Source organism: Sphingorhabdus sp. SMR4y (genome assembly GCF_002218195.1).
In the GTDB taxonomy this organism is placed as follows: Bacteria; Pseudomonadota; Alphaproteobacteria; order Sphingomonadales; family Sphingomonadaceae; genus Parasphingorhabdus.
This window is the reverse complement of sequence record NZ_CP022336.1, coordinates 989,318-1,005,355: the sequence shown is the minus strand read 5'-3', so window position 1 is coordinate 1,005,355 and position 16,038 is coordinate 989,318. Positions and strand designations below refer to the sequence as shown.

The window sequence follows — 16,038 nt, the reverse complement described above, 5'->3', positions numbered from 1 at the left end:
AGCGGCACTCAGGCGGGAGTCGCAAACAGGCCCATTGACTTATTTTTGTCAGGTCGCGGGAAGAAATTTGACCGACTCGACTGTGTTGAGTAAGCGGCTTTTCAATTTCGCCGGGTCGGCGTAACCTCAACCTGTTTCCAGCCATAGGGGATTATCTGTGCCAAAAGTTTCGTCTGTAACGTTAAATGATCAAGGTTTCACCCATTCAGGCGAACAGCACTGGAATCTCGGAGCTTCCGCTCTGGTTGAAGCCGCCGTTTCCCGGGGGGAAGGGCATTTGGCCAAGGACGGACCACTGGTTGTCGAAACCGGCAAGCACACCGGACGCTCGGCCAATGACAAGTTCATCGTCCGCGATGGCGAAACCGAGGACAGCGTCTGGTGGGGCAAGACCAATGTCGGTATGACGCCGGAGCATTTCGCCGCGTTGAAGGAAGATTTTCTCGCTGCTCTGTCAGAAAAAGACACGCTGTTCGTACAGGATCTGTTCGGCGGTTCGCAGCCGGAGCACCGGGTCAACGTCCGCATCATCAACGAGCTGGCCTGGCATAACCTTTTCATTCGCACCATGCTGGTTCGGCCGACAGCCGATGAACTGGCGGCTTTCGATCCGGAATATACAATCATCGATCTGCCAAGCTTCAAGGCTGATCCGGCCCGCCACGGCACGCGTAGCGAGACGGTCATCGCGGTCAATCTGACCGAGAAGCTGATCCTGATCGGCGGTACCGCTTATGCCGGCGAAATGAAGAAGTCGGTGTTCGGCCTGCTCAATTATCTGCTACCGCTGGATTCGGTCATGCCAATGCACTGCTCGGCCAATATCGGTCCGGAAGGGGATACGGCGATCTTCTTCGGTCTGTCGGGAACCGGCAAGACCACGCTGTCGGCTGATGCCAGCCGCGTGCTGATCGGCGATGATGAACATGGCTGGTCCGATACGGCGGTCTTCAATTTCGAAGGCGGCTGCTACGCCAAGATGATCCGCCTTTCCGAAGAAGCAGAACCGGAAATTTACGCTACCACTCGCCGGTTCGGAACCGTGCTGGAAAATGTCGTCATGGATCCGGAAACCCGCGAGCTTGATCTGGATGACAGCAGCAAGGCGGAAAATACCCGTGCCGCCTATCCGATTGACTTCATTCCCAATGTTTCGAAAGAAAATATGGGACCGGTGCCGAAGAATCTGATCATGCTGACCGCCGACGCGTTCGGTGTTCTGCCTCCGATCTCCCGACTGACTCCGGAGCAGGCAATGTATCACTTCCTGTCCGGTTACACCGCCAAGGTTGCGGGCACCGAAATCGGGGTAACCGAGCCTGAGGCGACTTTCTCAACCTGTTTCGGTGCACCGTTCATGCCGCGGCATCCCTCGGTCTATGGCAATTTGCTGAAAGAGCGGATCGCCAAAGGGGGCGTTCGTTGCTGGCTGGTGAATACCGGCTGGACCGGCGGCAAATATGGCGAAGGCAATCGCATGCCGATCAAGGCGACCCGCGCGTTGCTGAACGCGGCGCTGGACGGCAGCCTGAACGAAGGTGAATTCCGGATCGACGAGAATTTTGGTTTTGAGGTTCCGGTATCGGTTGCCGGAGTCGACGATACGATTCTGGATCCACGCTCGACCTGGTCCGACCCGAATGCCTATGACGAAACCGCGCAGAAGCTGGTCAAACTGTTCATCGACAATTTCGAGCAATTTGCCGAGCACGTCGATCAGAACGTCCGCGAAGCGGCGCCCACCGCGGCTTAGTCTGCGGCTGCAAACTGGCCCATTCGGCGTTGACGGCATCGATTGCGATGCTGACGTCGACATGGGCCAGATCGTCGCTGGGTGTATAGATCAGGGTTTCTCCCTGAGTGCAGCCTTCGGACAAGCCCGGCGTGACGATCTTTCCGTTCGTGGTGATATCCTCGATGATCCGCACCAGATGCCGGCTCGCTGCAGCCAGATCACAGTCTTGGGATGTGGTCAGGCGAATTTCCTGACCCGCGAAATAATCCAGACCCCTGGTAACAAAATGTCCGGTGCGCACTTCGGTTACTGTGGTCCGCAGCAGAGCCGGAAAGGCTCCGCCGCCGATATATTGCCCGGCTGCCTGACGGAACCATGGAAAATCGACCAGCTTTCCGGATGGTAGCCACACTGTCCTTGTCGCGCTCAGGCTTTCCCCGACCAACTGGCCAAGCAGGAGCAATCGGCGATTGATCTCGTGAATATGTCTGGCGCTGGCCAGATTGTCTCCCGGCGTAATGCCGATAGCCTCTTCAGAGGAAGACGGCAGGTCACAGAGAAATGTTTCAATTTTCCCGGCCGTCAGTTTCCGGCCGACCTCTGTCGCTGTCAGGCGAGAGAGGCATAAGGGCATGGCGTCGACAATGACCTCGGCCATCTCCAGATTGGTGAACTTGCTGCGATTGACCGATATCTTTCCCTCTGCCGCTTCGCACCACGGCAATTGCCACAGGACCAAATCCTCCGGCAAGGGAGCGATGATCCAGAGTGGAGGTTCAGAATTGATCAAGGATATTCCGCTTCCCGTTCATCAAGCCTTTTGTATTTTGTGGATTAACCAAGCCGCACGCAACCGACAAAGCAAATCCGGATTTCCGGCCGGAAATGACATGTGCGAGGGCCGGAGAGGTGCAGCGACCTTGTGAATTCATTGAAAGAATCGATTGTCAGCCCTCTGCAGCAACGGTAATCGCTAGGGCATGTCCAACCTGATCTTATCGATACTCATGCTGGCAGGTGCTGCCCTGCTGGCCGGCGGAATCTATATTCTATACAAGGGCACCAATAAAAAGCAGGGCCTGCTGATGCTTGTGGCGGCCGCCGTCATGTTCGCCAATGTCGGCATCTGGACGATACCAACACCGGAAAGCCATCAGCCTGTATCATCGGAAAGCGGCGACTAGCCGACGTTCTACTTGATGGGCGAATCCGGGGCGAGCCGCATGTCGAGATAATTGTCGACCGAGCCCATCAGCAAATCCATCTCGTTTTCATAGAAATGGTTGGCCCGCGGAATCTCGTCATGATGGATCGTGATATGTTTTTGCGTCCTCAGCTTGTCGACCAGCTTCTGCACCGCGCTTGGTGTCACGACCTCGTCGTTCACGCCCTGAATGATGATACCCGACGAGGGGCAGGGAGCAAGAAAGTTGAAGTCATACATGTTGGCTGGCGGAGACACGGAGATAAAGCCGCGGATTTCCGGACGGCGCATCAGCAACTGCATGCCGATCCACGCGCCGAAACTATAGCCGGCGATCCAGGTGGTTTGCGCTTCGGGATGGAAGCTCTGGACCCAGTCCAGCGCTGCTGCCGCATCGGACAGTTCCCCAATGCCGTTGTCGAACGTACCCTGGGAGCGACCGACGCCGCGGAAATTGAACCGCAGGGTGGCAAAGCCGCGCTTGACGAATGTCTTGTACATCGCCTGTGTGATCCGGTCGTTCATCGTCCCGCCCGCTTGCGGATGGGGATGCAATATCATCGCAACCGGTGCGCGGTCGCGGGGTCCTGGGCTGAAGCGGCCTTCGAGGCGGCCTTCGGGTCCGGTAAAAATTACGTCAGGCATGGATTTTCAATTCTTCGGTCTAGATTGTCGTTTCCAGAGCGCGACAAGTCAGAATAGCTTTTGCGCTGGATGCAGCGTCTATATAGGGAGAGTGAACAAATCCGCAACTCAATCCCGCAAGCCAGAGAGTTTTTGCCAATATCGTGACCGAGACCAAACGCATATATCTCGACTATGCCGCAACCGCGCCGATGCTCGATGCGGCCAGAAAGGCCTGTGCCGAGGGTTTTGAGCATTGGGCCAATCCGTCCTCGCCCCATGCCGACGGACGTGCGGCTCAGGCCATGCTGGAAACTGCCCGGCGGCGTTTGAAGGCTGCTTTGGCCTGGGATGGCGATGTCATCTTTACCAGCGGGGCCAGCGAAGCCATCCGCATTGCGCTGACCAGATCGAAGCCGGCTGCTCAATATGTCTCTCCTGTCGAGCATGACGTGGTGCTGCGATTCGCACAGAATGCGGAGACGATCCCGGTCGATAGCCATGGTCTGGTCGAGCCGGCGAAGCTCAATCATCTGTTAAAGAGTGCCGATGAACCGGCGCTGGTGGCGATCCAGTCGGTTAACAATGAAACCGGCGTTATCCAGGATCTGGACGCACTGGCAAAGGTGGTGCGCGGCCGGGGCTGCTGTCTCCTTGCCGATTGCTCGCAATCGATCGGCAAAATGCCGTTGCCGGATGCGGATATGATCGTCGTCGCCGGGCATAAATTCGGTGGGCCGCCGGGTGTGGGAGCGTTGCTGGTGCGGGATTTGCGTTTGCTGGAGGCCGACGGCGGACAGGAGCAGGGCTATCGGTCCGGTACGCAGAATCTGCCCTATATCATGGGTATGACCGCGGCGTTGGAAACACCGGCCAACTGGGCCGGGCGCGCGGCGGAATTGCGCCAGCATCTGGACGATGCGATCCGCAAGCAAGGCGGTGCGGTCATTGCGGACAAGGCGCCGCGTATTGCGACGATTGCCAGCTATCATATGCCCGGCGTGGCTGCCAATACGCAGCTGATCAAATTCGATATGGCGGGTTTCTCAGTCTCCGCCGGCAGTGCCTGTTCTTCCGGCACGCTGAAATCGAGCCATGTTCTCGAAGCCATGGGCATCGATCCCCAGACGGCACGCGAAGTGATCCGGGTCAGTATCGGGCGGGACACCAGCCGGGCGGATATTTACGCCTTCATCGACAAATGGAAGGCGATCCATGCGGAATCGCGGCGAAGCTGAGCTGGGCCGATGAATCCCGTTTATCTTGACAATCAGGCGACCACGCCGCTGGCACCGGAAGTCTTCGATGCGATGTTGCCCTGGCTGAAAGACAGTTTCGGCAATCCGCACAGCCCCCATATGATGGGACGGAAGGCGGCAGCAGCGGTCGAGGTCGCCCGCGAGCAGATTGCCGGATTGCTCCCGCGGGGCGGGCGGGTGATATTCACTGGCAGCGCGACCGAGGCGATCAATCTGGCAATGGGAGCGGCGCGGACGCAGCCGGGACGCAACGGCATCGCCGTGATTGATACCGAACATGCCGCCGTGCGCGATACCGCGCTCTGGTATGGCACGCAGGGATTTGAAACCCGCCTGCTTCCGGTTGACCCGCAGGGGCTGCTCCTGCTGGAAGAATTGGAAGCATCTTTGGGGCCGCAAAGCGCTCTGGTTGGCGCGATGCTGGTCAATAACGAAATTGGCGTTATTCAGCCGATAGAGCGGATCGCAGCAATGGCACACCGGGTCGGTGCCCTGGTGCTCTGCGACGCTGTCCAGGGCTTTGGCCGTATCGCGTTGCCGCAGCAGGCCGATCTGATCGCATTGTCGGGACACAAGATATATGGACCCAAGGGGATCGGCGCGCTCTGGGTGCGGGATGGTATCGATATACCTCCGTTGATCCATGGCGGCGGGCAGGAGCAGGGCATCCGGTCCGGTACGTTGTCTCCCGCTCTCTGCGCGGGGCTGGGCGCAGCCGCGCAATTATGTGCCGAGCGTCAGGATGCGGACCTGGCCCATATCACCAGCCTTGCCGACAAAGCACGCAGCCTGTTTGCCGACTGGACGGTGAACGGATCGCTAGACCAGCGCTATGCCGGCAATCTCAATATCCGCCGCGAGGGACTCGATGTCGCCCGTCTGATGTCCGACGTGCGCGCTGTGGCCTTTTCCGCCGGTTCGGCTTGCGCCAGCGGTTCCGGGCGGCCCAGCCATGTGCTGGCAGCGCTCGGACTGGAGCCGGCAGCAATTAAATCATCGATTCGTCTGGGCTTTGGACGCTATAACAATGTCGAAGACGTCGAACGGGCAGCCGGTCTGATCAATCAAGCAGCGGAGAAACAGCTATCATGAGCAAGGTCACGGTCCATTTCGTCAGCGCGGACGAAGAATCAACGCTGTCGGTAGAAGCCTCGGATGGCGACAATCTGCTCACCATCGCGCAAATACATGACCAGCCGCTCGAGGGAACCTGCGAAGGCCAAATGGCTTGCTCGACCTGCCATGTGATCGTCCGGGCCGCCGATTTTGACCGGCTTCCTCCGGCGACCGAGATGGAAGAGGACATGCTCGATCTGGCCGCCGGTGCGCGCCGGACCAGCCGTCTGGCCTGCCAGATCACCCTGACACCCGACCTCGATGGCTTGACCGTCCAGATGCCCGGCGAAAGCCATAATATGCAGATCATCTAACGGCTTGCATTTTTGCCCGAGTCCCACCATATGCGCAGCGGGAGTCGGGTGGACGCAGTCGTCGCCAACCCGGTCAGGTCCGGAAGGAAGCAGCCGCAACGATTTTTCTGCGGGTCGCCCGGCTCCTACTTTACAACAATTCAGACGCGCGCGCAGGCTGTGGTGACAAGGAATGGCACTGTCCTGAAATCTCCGGTCCGGAAGATTCTCCGGCTGTTTTCGGACAGATCCGAAAATCACCGCGAATAGCCTTCGACAAGCTGAAGCCTCTCGCCTAAACTGCTCCTTCATGTCCGATTCACAAGATATATTCGCGGCTGGCGGTGTCGACGCGCCGGAGCAGCCGGCCCCCGGCGCGGCGCAGCCCTATCGGGTGCTGGCACGTAAATATCGGCCTTCCAGATTTTCCGAGCTGATCGGCCAGGATGCGATGGTGCAGACCTTGGGCAACGCGATCAAGCGTGACCGGCTCGCCCATGCTTTCCTGATGACCGGGGTGCGCGGAGTCGGCAAGACATCGACCGCGCGCCTGATTGCCAAGGCACTGAACTGCATCGGGCCGGACGGGCAGGGCGGTCCGACGATAGACCCTTGCGGTCAATGTGAACCGTGCCGCAGCATTTCCGAAGGCAGCTTTATCGACGTGATCGAGATGGATGCCGCCAGTCATACCGGCGTCGACGATGTTCGCGAGATTATCGAGGCGGTGCGCTATTCGTCGGTGTCGGCCCGCTATAAAATCTACATCATCGACGAAGTCCACATGCTGTCGAAAAACGCCTTCAATGCCTTGTTGAAGACGCTAGAGGAACCGCCAGCGCATGTGAAGTTCATCTTCGCGACGACCGAGGTCAACAAGGTCCCGATCACGGTTCTTTCCCGTTGTCAGCGGTTTGACCTGAAACGGATCAGTCCTGATCAGCTGTCGCAGCATTTCGGCATGATCATCGAAAAAGAAGGCGTGAGTGCCCAGCAGGAAGCACTCGATCTGATCGCACAGGCGGCCGAAGGGTCCGTGCGCGACGGTCTTTCGATTCTCGACCAGGCGATCGCCCATGCCGATATGGATGGCGATGGCGAGGTCAAGGCTGCCCAGATCCGGGACATGCTCGGGCTTTCCGATCGCGGCGCGGTGCGGCGGCTTTTTGCCAGATTGCTCGAGGGCGATTCTGCAGCGCTGCTCGATGCCATTGCCGAACAGTATAAAATCGGCGTCGAGCCGCTGTCGCTGATGAACGGATTATTGTCGCTGTCGCATCAGGTGACCCTGTTCAAGGTAGGCCGCGCCAGCGATCCGACATTGTCCGAAGAAGCCAGACAGCAATTCTCCGACTGGTCGGAACAGCTTTCCTACCCGGTACTACACCGGCTCTGGCAGTTGCTGCTAAAGGGCTATCAGGAAGTCCAGCAGGCGCATTTGCCGCGCGAAGCCTGCGAGATGGCATTGCTTCGCGTGCTGTGTGCCGCCGAGATGCCCGATCCCGGAAAGCTTGCGAAGATGCTGGAGCAGGGCGTTTCCACGGCAGCCGCTGCAGCACCCGCACAAATGTCCGCACCGCCGCCCGCAGCCGAACCGGTTGCACAGGCCACCGCTGCGCCGGCCATGGCGCGAGAGTCCGCAGCCACCGTCTTGCCCACCGAATTTGCCGATGTCATCACCGCTGTCGGTCGGGTCTCTGCCGTGCTCGAAAGCATATTGATTGCCGACATGCGGCTGGTCTCGCTCGATCCGCCCAATATTGTTTATCAACCCGCACGTCCGATAGCCGACGCCGATATCCGGAAAATAGCCGATGCGCTGAAACAGCAGACCGGGCGGGAGTGGACCATCGTCGAAGGGCCGGGCGAGGCGCAGCCCAGTCTGGTCGAACAGGAACAGCAGATCAGGGATGCCGAACGTCAGGCGATACTGGACGCACCGTTGGTGAAAGCCGCTTTTGAAGCCTTTCCCGATGCTATATTGCTGGAGGACGAAGATCCTCGCCCACAAGAATCAAGGAGCGCATAGCTATGAAGTCGATGGAAGAAATGATGAAAGCCGCGCAGGAAGCCGCGCAGCAGGTTCAAACCCAGATGGAGGACGCGCAGAAGAAGCTCGACAGTCTGGAAGTGGAAGGGCAGGCCGGTGGTGGACTGGTCAAGGTCAAGGCGACCGCCAAAGGCCGCGTTCTCGCGGTAACAATCGACGAAAGCCTGATGAAGGCCGAAGAAAAGCAGATGGTTGAAGATCTTGTTGCCGCTGCCTTCAATGACGCCCGCAATCGCGCCGATGCTGTTAGCAGCGAGGAAATGGGCAAGATGACCAGCGGCATGCAGCTGCCGCCGGGTTTCAAACTCCCTTTTTAGGCAGCCCTTCCGATCGGGCCCATTGCGCTTGAAGTGTCTCCAACAGGCACCATATAGTGTTCATAAGCGCTGTTGCAGCGCACAATGTTGGAGTAAAATGTCCGTGACCGAACCCAATCCTGTCCCTGAATCCAAATCACTGCCGCTGTTGCCTCTGCGCGACATCGTGGTGTTCCCGAACATGATCGTGCCGCTTTTCGTGGGCCGCGACAAATCGGTGGTTGCGCTTGAAAAGGCGATGGATTCGGACAAGGAAATTTTCCTCGTCGCACAACTCGATCCGGCGGAAGATGATCCTTCTCGCGATCAGCTTTATGATCTGGGCGTCGTGGCGAGCGTGTTGCAATTGCTGAAATTGCCCGATGGCACCGTGCGGGTGCTGGTCGAAGGCAAACAGCGCGCCCGACATGTTTCGCTGCAAGAGAAGCCGGACGGCTATGTGCTCGCCGAAATCGACCTGCTCGAAGAGCAGGCGGCCGAGGGTGCGGAAGCTTCGGCTTTGATGCGGTCCGTGGTCGACCAGTTTGAAAATTATTCCAAGCTCAACAAGAAAATGCCGGCGGAAACTGTCGTGCAACTGGGCGAGATTGACGATGCTGCGCGTCTTGCTGACGCCGTGGCCGCCAACATCAATGTCAAGGTCTCTGACAAGCAGAGCCTGTTGATGGAGGGCGACCCTGTCAAGCGGCTCGAAATGGTCTTTGCCTTCATGGAGGGCGAACTCGGCGTGTTGCAGGTCGAGAAGAAAATCCGCGGCCGGGTGAAACGCCAGATGGAGAAGACCCAGCGCGAATATTATCTTAACGAACAGATGAAGGCGATCCAGAAGGAACTGGGCGACGGCGAGGATGGCGAGGGTGACGAACTTGCCGAACTGGGCAAGAAGATCAAGGAGCTCAAGCTTTCCAAGGAAGCAAAAGCCAAAGCCAGTGCCGAACTGAAAAAGCTCAAGGGCATGCAGCCGATGTCGGCCGAAGCCACGGTAACCCGCAACTATCTCGATGTGCTGCTGGGTCTGCCCTGGGGCAAGAAATCGCGGCTCAAGAAGGATCTGAAACAGGCCGAGACGGTTCTCGACGACGACCATTTCGCGTTGGAAAAAGTAAAGGAACGCATTCTTGAATATCTCGCGGTGCAGACCCGTACAAACAAGCTGAAAGGCCCGATCCTGTGCCTCGTCGGTCCTCCAGGCGTCGGCAAGACCTCGCTGGGCCGTTCGATTGCGCGTGCCACGGGCCGCGAATTTGTCCGCCAGTCGCTTGGTGGCGTGCGCGACGAAGCGGAAATCCGCGGCCATCGCCGGACCTATATCGGTTCGCTGCCCGGCAAGATTGTCTCGAACCTGAAGAAGGCCGGCACGTCCAACCCGTTGTTCCTGCTCGACGAGATCGACAAGCTGGGTCAGGATTTCCGCGGCGATCCCGCGTCGGCCCTGCTCGAAGTGCTGGATCCGGAGCAGAATGACAAGTTCCAGGACCATTATCTGGAAATCGATATCGACCTGTCGGATGTCATGTTCGTGACCACCGCCAACTCGCTCAACCTGCCGCAACCGTTGCTGGACCGGATGGAGATTATCCGGCTGGAAGGCTATACCGAGGACGAGAAGGTCGAGATCGCCAAGCGCCATCTGATCGAAAAGCAGATCGAGGCGCACGGCCTGAAAGACGGCGAATTTGCATTGCGCGAAGATGCGCTCCGCGACCTGATCCGCTATTATACGCGGGAGGCTGGCGTACGGACTCTCGAGCGCGAAATTGCCAAGCTGGCGCGCAAGGCGTTGCGCCGGATTCTGGAAGGCGAGTTCAAGAGCGTTGAGATCACTCCCGATAATCTCTCCGAATATGCCGGCGTTAGAAAATATCGCCACGGCATCGGCGAAGAGGAAAATCAGGTCGGCGCGGTAACCGGCCTTGCCTGGACCGAAGTCGGCGGCGAATTGCTGTCGATTGAATCGGTCACTGTCTCGGGCAAGGGCCAGATCAAGACCACGGGTACGCTGGGCGACGTGATGAACGAGTCGATCCAGGCCGCGCTCTCCTTCGTGAAAGCACGAGCGCCGTCATACGGTATCAAGCCCAGCATCTTCAGCCGCAAGGATATCCATATCCACCTGCCCGAAGGCGCTGTCCCGAAGGACGGTCCGTCTGCCGGCGTTGGTATCGTCACCGCGATCGTTTCGACACTGACCGGAATTCCGGTGCGGCGCGATGTCGCGATGACCGGCGAAGTTACGCTACGCGGTCGTGTTCTGCCGATCGGCGGCCTGAAGGAAAAGCTGCTCGCGGCTCTGCGCGGCGGTATTACCACGGTATTGATCCCGGCCGAAAACGAGAAAGATCTGGTCGAAATTCCGGAGAATATCACTTCGAAGCTCAAGATCATTCCGCTGAAACATGTCGACGAGGTGCTCGCCGAGGCGTTGGCCGAGACTGTGGAGCCGATCGAATGGAGTGATGCTGACGAGCTTGCCAGCCACGCCACCGCTCCGGTAACCGATGATACCGCATCAACGGCACGCCACTGATAATTTTTCATCAGCGAGTCGCGCTTTCGAAACAAAGGTGAAATGCGGTAGTAAAATATTGGAAACAGCTACCGCATCTCAACCGTTCGTCTCATTTCGCGTCATTTGGCGTAAAAAATTGCCCTTTGGCGCAGAAAACAGCGGTTTTTCTTTGACACGTCCGGATAATTTCGCATTACTGCAGCCAGACAAGGGCGCGATTCAAAATGAATTGCCATTAGAGAAGGGGGGATTCCCATAATGAATAAACAGGACCTTATCAGTAACGTCGCCGATCAGAGCGGCCTCAGCAAAAGCGATGCCGGCAAAGCGGTAGACGCTGTATTTGATTCCATCAGCAGTGCATTGTCCGGCGGTGGCGAAGTTCGTCTCGTTGGCTTCGGCACATTCTCAACCTCAAAGCGCAAAGCTTCCACCGGCCGCAATCCGCGCACCGGCGAGCCAATGCAGATTCCAGCATCGACACAAGCCAAATTCAAAGCCGGCAAGGGCTTGAAAGACGCCGTCAACAAATAATCGATCCGGGGGGCAGAGTATCGCTCCCCGATTTTTTTTCGCGCTTTGTTCTGGAAAAATCAGGCGGGACCTCGAAGAGAGGCCCGCCTTTTTCTATTCAGGACGGGCACCATTCTCCGGGCCTGAGGGCCGGAGCCATCAGAGGTGTGCCGTTCCTGCCGAAGCGGCATGATCGGTCCCTTCCTGGATAGTTGAGGTGGGGACGCCAGGCAGGCAACCTTTTCCCCGCATAGCCGTTGCTCTTTTGACCAAGCGATATTTCTGGAGATTGTAATGGCAGGCGGATGGGCGCGCGACGGCGCCGTTCAGGATCAGATTGACGACACGATCACGGACGCAGTGAAACGCGCGCGGGCGGACATGCCAACCGGCGAAGCCGCCCGATATTGCGCAGAATGTGGCGATGAGATTCCGGAAGCCCGACGGCGGGCCTTGCCCGGGACGCGGACTTGTGTGGTCTGCCAGTCGGCCCGTGATGCCGGCCGGCGCAATGCCGGCATAAACCGGCGTGGCAGCAAGGACAGTCAACTGCGCTAGCAGGGGCTGAATTCCGGCCTCATCGGTACTTTCCTGCTCGACGAAACGCCTGTCCCCAGAGGGCCCAGAACCTTTGATTTCAATGTCCTGTGCTGACGTCAAGACCGCACCGGCTGGCTGGCGACAGATCCACGTCAATCGCGTCGCAAGCGGAACCGAACCCGCTCCCGGGTGTTGTTCGGACAACCCCAACAGAATTCTCTAGGAGCATGGCGATCGAACATCTGGCAGACAATTTCTGGAATATCCGCGGTGATTTCAAAATCGCCCATGTCATCAATATCGGCACGCATATGTCGCTGATACGCAAGCCGGGCGGGACCTTTATCCTGCTCGATTCCTACGAGCTGGACCGGCCGGATCGGGAGGAGCTACTGGCACTGACCGATGGTGGTGCGCTGATCGAAGCAGTTCTGAACGTGCACCCGTTTCACACTATCCATTGCCAATATATCCAGAAGATGCTGCCCCACGCCCGGTTGATCGGCACGCGCCGTCACCATGAGCAGGCACCGAATCTGGACTGGGATGCGGATCGCATCGAGGACGAGGCCACGCAAAAGCAATTTTCCGATATACTCGATTTTTCAATCCCTTCGGGCGTCGATTTCATTTCCGATGACGACAGCGTGCATGTCGGATCGGTGATCGTGCGGCATCGCGAAAGCGGCATTATTCATGTCGATGATACGTTGATGGTCATCGATCTGCCGGCGCTGGTCCAGAAGATGGTTCCGGGGCCAAAGTTGCGATTCCACCCCAAGCTGGCTGACGGTCTTGAAAAGCGGCCCGGCGCTGCGGATGACTATATTCGCTGGGCCAAGGAGCTGGCCCGCGACTGGGCCGACAGCAGCATCGTCTGCGCGGCGCACAGCGGCCTGCTGCACCTCGACGATCAAGACTTTCCTGAAGCGATCAGCAAAGCGCTGAAGCAGGCCTCCTGTACGCTGGACGATCATCGCAAATCCTGCGGCTGACTGTTCTCCAAAGCTTCCGAAGCCATCAACAAAATAAAAATAATCAAGGATTTCCCATGACCGACAAAAGCATTGAAACCGTAAATCCGCTCACCGAAGACCGGCTCGAAACCTATCCGATCATGACCGATGAAGAGGCCCTGGCAGTGGTCGAGAAGGCGCATCATGCCTTTCTGGACTGGCGGCTGAAAAGTCTTGATGAGCGAGCTGCCGTGATTGCTGCGATCGGTGATCGGTTACGCCAGTCGCAGGAAGAATTTGCCCAGCTTATGACCGATGAGATGGGCAAGCTGCTCAGCGATGCGCGCGCTGAAATCGAGCTGTGCGCAAGCATCTGCGACTATACCGCCAAAAATGGCCCCGAGATGCTGGCGGATGAAGAAAGAGACGTGCCGGAAGGACGCGGAATCGTCACTTATTCCCCGCTCGGCGTGATCTACGGAATTCAGCCCTGGAACTTCCCTTGCTACCAGGCGATTCGCTATTCCATTTCCGCCCTGATGGTGGGCAATGGCGTGCTGTTGAAGCATTCGGCCAATTGCACGGGCAGCGGGCTGATGTTGCGCGATATCTATGAAGCCGCCGGATTGCCCAAGGGCCTGTTTGGCGTGCTGCTGATCAGCCATGACCAGTCCGACAGAATTATCGAGCATGATCTGGTCCGGGGCGTGACTCTCACCGGCAGCGACAAGGCCGGGCGCTCAGTCGCTCAACGGGCCGCATCGGTCTCCAAGAAAACGGTTCTCGAGCTTGGGTCGAACGACGCTTATATGCTGTTCGACGATGCCGATCTCGATCTCGCGATCAAGGCTTGTGTGCAGGGCCGAATTTTCAACAATGGCCAGACCTGCGTGAACGCCAAACGCTTCATTGTGACCGAGAAAAATTATGATGCCTTTGTCGAGGGCTATGCAGCCGCATTCAAGGATGTGAAAATGGGCGATCCGAACAAGGAGGAAACCCAGCTTGGCCCGATGGTCTCCCGCAGCCAGCGCGACCAGGTTCACTCCCAGGTCGAGGAAAGCGTCGCAAAAGGCGCGAAGATCATCGCAGGCGGCTCTATCCCGGACCAGACGGGCTGGTTCTATCCCGCTACGGCGCTGGTCGACGTTGCGCCTGGTCAGCCAGCCTATGATGACGAGATTTTCGGACCGGTTGCCTCGATTATCAGGGCTCAGGACGACGAGGACGCCATGCGTATCGCCAATGACAGCCGCTACGGGCTGGGCGGCGGTATTTTCAGTAAGGACGTCGAGCGCGCGATCAAGATGGCGTCAAGCCGGTTTGATACCGGAATGGTGAATATCAATAGCTATAGCATCGCCTCGCCGGACATGCCCTTCGGCGGCGTCAAGGATAGCGGCTATGGCCGCGAGCATGGCGAGGTGGGACTGAAAGAGTTCGCAAACGTCAAGTCGATTACGATTGGCGCCTGACATGGCCAGTATCCTGCGATGCGACGTTGCGGTCATCGGCGCCGGCACCGCCGGTCTGGCGGCCGAGCGGGCTGCCCGCGCCAACGGGGCCAGCACCTTGCTGATCGATCCCCATTTCAACGGGACAACCTGTGCCAATGTCGGCTGCATGCCTTCAAAGCTGCTGATCGCGGCTTCGCATGCCGCGCATGCCGCGCGCTCCACCGACATCTTTGGCATCAGGGTTCCGACTGTCGACATTGATGGACAGGCCGTGATGCAACGCGTGCGTGACGAACGCGACCGATTCGCCCGGCTGACCCGCGAAAGCATCGCCGATATCCCGGCCCGGGTCCGCTTGCGGGGGCGGGCCCGGTTCATCGCGTCCAATAGCCTGGAACTGGACGATGGGCGGCAAGTCGAAGCCCGGCGCATCATCATCGCCACGGGTTCCAGTCCCTTCATTCCCGACCAGTTTGCGGGACTGGGAAAATGCCTGCTGACCAACGAGACCATATTCGAACTGGAGCATCTTCCCGTCCGCCTCGCGGTGGTCGGTTCCGGCCCCATCGGTCTCGAACTGGCGCAGGCCATGGCGCGCCTCGGTGTCGAAGTCACCCTGTTCGATCAGAATGAGAGGCTCGGCGGTATCCGCTGCGACAAGGTGCATGATTCGCTGAAGCAGATCATCGAGACCGATCTTGTTCTGAAACTGGGCGTGGACATTGACGCCAGCCCGACGGACGCCGGCGCACATCTTTCCTGGAGCGGCGGGGAATCGGGGCAGTCGGATTTCGATCATGTTCTGGTCGCGACCGGACGGCCGCCGAATCTCGACAGCCTTGATCTTGCGGCTGCCGGACTGGAACTCGACGATCATGGCGTGCCGGTCCATGACCGCAATACGATGCAATGCGGTGACAGCAGGATATTTCTGGCCGGTGATGTCGCCGACGATCTGCCTTTGCTGCACGAGGCCTCGCAGGATGGCGCGATAGCCGGGCGCAATGCCGTGGCCTATCCGGCTTCGATGCAGGCGGATCGCTTTCCGCATTTCAGCATCACCTTCACCAGCCCGCCCGTGGCACGGATCGGCCAGTCGGAAGAGGATGGCGTGATCACCCGCACTGCCGATTATAGCGATCAGGGCAGGGCGCGCGTGGAAGGCCGCAACAAGGGCGTCCTCACGCTGTATGCGGCCGCACCGGATGGCCGGCTGATCGGCGCGGACCTGTGCACGCCCGACAGCGAACATCTTGCGCACATATTGACCTGGGCGATCCAGCAGGGACAGACCGCCAGCCAGTTGCTGGAAATGCCATATTACCATCCGACGATCGAGGAGGGTCTGAAACAGGCGCTGAGGACGATTTGCGCGGCGACACCGATCGACTTGCCGGAAGACCAGGATCGCGGCGTCCCGTCGGGCGCTTAGCTAGGCTCTCTGGATGATGTTCGCAGCGTGCCA

Annotated in this window: 15 protein-coding genes and 1 other RNA gene; 14 read left to right on the top strand and 2 right to left on the bottom strand. The window is 58.6% G+C overall.

The features are described from left to right. The first annotated feature begins 157 nt into the window (after positions 1-157). Entirely contained in the window at positions 158-1,753 is a 1,596-nt protein-coding gene (locus SPHFLASMR4Y_RS04755) for a phosphoenolpyruvate carboxykinase (RefSeq protein WP_089132531.1), read from the top strand. Here SPHFLASMR4Y_RS04755 and SPHFLASMR4Y_RS04750 read toward each other — a convergent pair. Further along, the gene (locus SPHFLASMR4Y_RS04750) at positions 1,680-2,525 is read right to left on the bottom strand and encodes a hypothetical protein (RefSeq protein WP_089132530.1); all 846 of its coding nucleotides are present in this window, start codon (positions 2,523-2,525) and stop codon (positions 1,680-1,682) included. The two genes, SPHFLASMR4Y_RS04755 and SPHFLASMR4Y_RS04750, sit on opposite strands and share 74 nt — an antisense overlap. Before the next feature lie 190 nt (positions 2,526-2,715). Between SPHFLASMR4Y_RS04750 and SPHFLASMR4Y_RS04745 the strand changes: the two genes are divergently transcribed. After that, the gene (locus SPHFLASMR4Y_RS04745; protein WP_089132529.1) at positions 2,716-2,919 is read left to right on the top strand and encodes a hypothetical protein; all 204 of its coding nucleotides are present in this window, start codon (positions 2,716-2,718) and stop codon (positions 2,917-2,919) included. 8 nt (positions 2,920-2,927) lie between these two features. Here SPHFLASMR4Y_RS04745 and SPHFLASMR4Y_RS04740 read toward each other — a convergent pair whose 3' ends face one another. Continuing rightward, positions 2,928-3,584 carry an alpha/beta hydrolase gene (locus SPHFLASMR4Y_RS04740; protein ID WP_089132528.1) on the bottom strand — a complete coding sequence of 219 codons (657 nt, stop codon included), beginning with the start codon at positions 3,582-3,584 and terminating at the stop codon, positions 2,928-2,930. Between the two features lie 143 nt (positions 3,585-3,727). On the opposite strand from SPHFLASMR4Y_RS04740, the gene SPHFLASMR4Y_RS04735 reads away from it, so the two are divergent. The 12 genes from SPHFLASMR4Y_RS04735 to SPHFLASMR4Y_RS04680 all read left to right on the top strand — a co-directional run bounded on the left by SPHFLASMR4Y_RS04735 (position 3,728) and on the right by SPHFLASMR4Y_RS04680 (position 16,005). Beyond that, a complete protein-coding gene (locus SPHFLASMR4Y_RS04735; protein WP_260807075.1) occupies positions 3,728-4,801 on the top strand; it encodes a cysteine desulfurase family protein in 1,074 nt (357 codons plus the stop codon). 9 nt (positions 4,802-4,810) lie between these two features. After that, on the top strand, positions 4,811-5,914 hold the full coding sequence (locus tag SPHFLASMR4Y_RS04730; protein ID WP_089132527.1) for a cysteine desulfurase family protein: 1,104 nt from the start codon (positions 4,811-4,813) through the stop codon (positions 5,912-5,914). Beyond that, positions 5,911-6,252, top strand: a complete 342-nt coding sequence (locus tag SPHFLASMR4Y_RS04725) for a 2Fe-2S iron-sulfur cluster-binding protein (RefSeq protein WP_089132526.1) — start codon at positions 5,911-5,913, stop codon at positions 6,250-6,252. Before SPHFLASMR4Y_RS04730 ends, SPHFLASMR4Y_RS04725 begins: the two co-directional genes overlap by 4 nt. Before the next feature lie 37 nt (positions 6,253-6,289). Continuing rightward, an RNA gene (gene ffs / locus SPHFLASMR4Y_RS04720) (signal recognition particle sRNA small type) lies at positions 6,290-6,384 on the top strand. A gap of 157 nt (positions 6,385-6,541) precedes the next feature. Then, positions 6,542-8,260, top strand: a complete 1,719-nt coding sequence (locus SPHFLASMR4Y_RS04715) for a DNA polymerase III subunit gamma/tau (RefSeq protein WP_089132525.1) — start codon at positions 6,542-6,544, stop codon at positions 8,258-8,260. Positions 8,261-8,262: 2 nt separating this feature from the next. Then, positions 8,263-8,598 carry a YbaB/EbfC family nucleoid-associated protein gene (locus SPHFLASMR4Y_RS04710; protein ID WP_089132524.1) on the top strand — a complete coding sequence of 112 codons (336 nt, stop codon included), beginning with the start codon at positions 8,263-8,265 and terminating at the stop codon, positions 8,596-8,598. 97 nt (positions 8,599-8,695) lie between these two features. Next, positions 8,696-11,125 carry an endopeptidase La gene (gene lon / locus SPHFLASMR4Y_RS04705; protein WP_089132523.1) on the top strand — a complete coding sequence of 810 codons (2,430 nt, stop codon included), beginning with the start codon at positions 8,696-8,698 and terminating at the stop codon, positions 11,123-11,125. A 240-nt stretch (positions 11,126-11,365) separates the two neighbouring features. Beyond that, positions 11,366-11,641, top strand: coding sequence for an HU family DNA-binding protein (locus SPHFLASMR4Y_RS04700; protein WP_089132522.1), 276 nt, complete (start codon positions 11,366-11,368; stop codon positions 11,639-11,641). Between the two features lie 273 nt (positions 11,642-11,914). Further along, positions 11,915-12,178: a DksA/TraR family C4-type zinc finger protein gene (locus tag SPHFLASMR4Y_RS04695; protein ID WP_089132521.1), complete on the top strand. Its 264-nt coding sequence runs from the start codon at positions 11,915-11,917 to the stop codon at positions 12,176-12,178. A gap of 209 nt (positions 12,179-12,387) precedes the next feature. Next, positions 12,388-13,155, top strand: a complete 768-nt coding sequence (locus SPHFLASMR4Y_RS04690) for a hypothetical protein (protein ID WP_260807074.1) — start codon at positions 12,388-12,390, stop codon at positions 13,153-13,155. Between the two features lie 56 nt (positions 13,156-13,211). Then, positions 13,212-14,591 carry an NAD-dependent succinate-semialdehyde dehydrogenase gene (locus SPHFLASMR4Y_RS04685; protein ID WP_089132520.1) on the top strand — a complete coding sequence of 460 codons (1,380 nt, stop codon included), beginning with the start codon at positions 13,212-13,214 and terminating at the stop codon, positions 14,589-14,591. 1 nt (position 14,592) lies between these two features. Then, entirely contained in the window at positions 14,593-16,005 is a 1,413-nt protein-coding gene (locus SPHFLASMR4Y_RS04680) for a dihydrolipoyl dehydrogenase (protein ID WP_089132519.1), read from the top strand. Positions 16,006-16,038 lie beyond the last annotated feature (33 nt).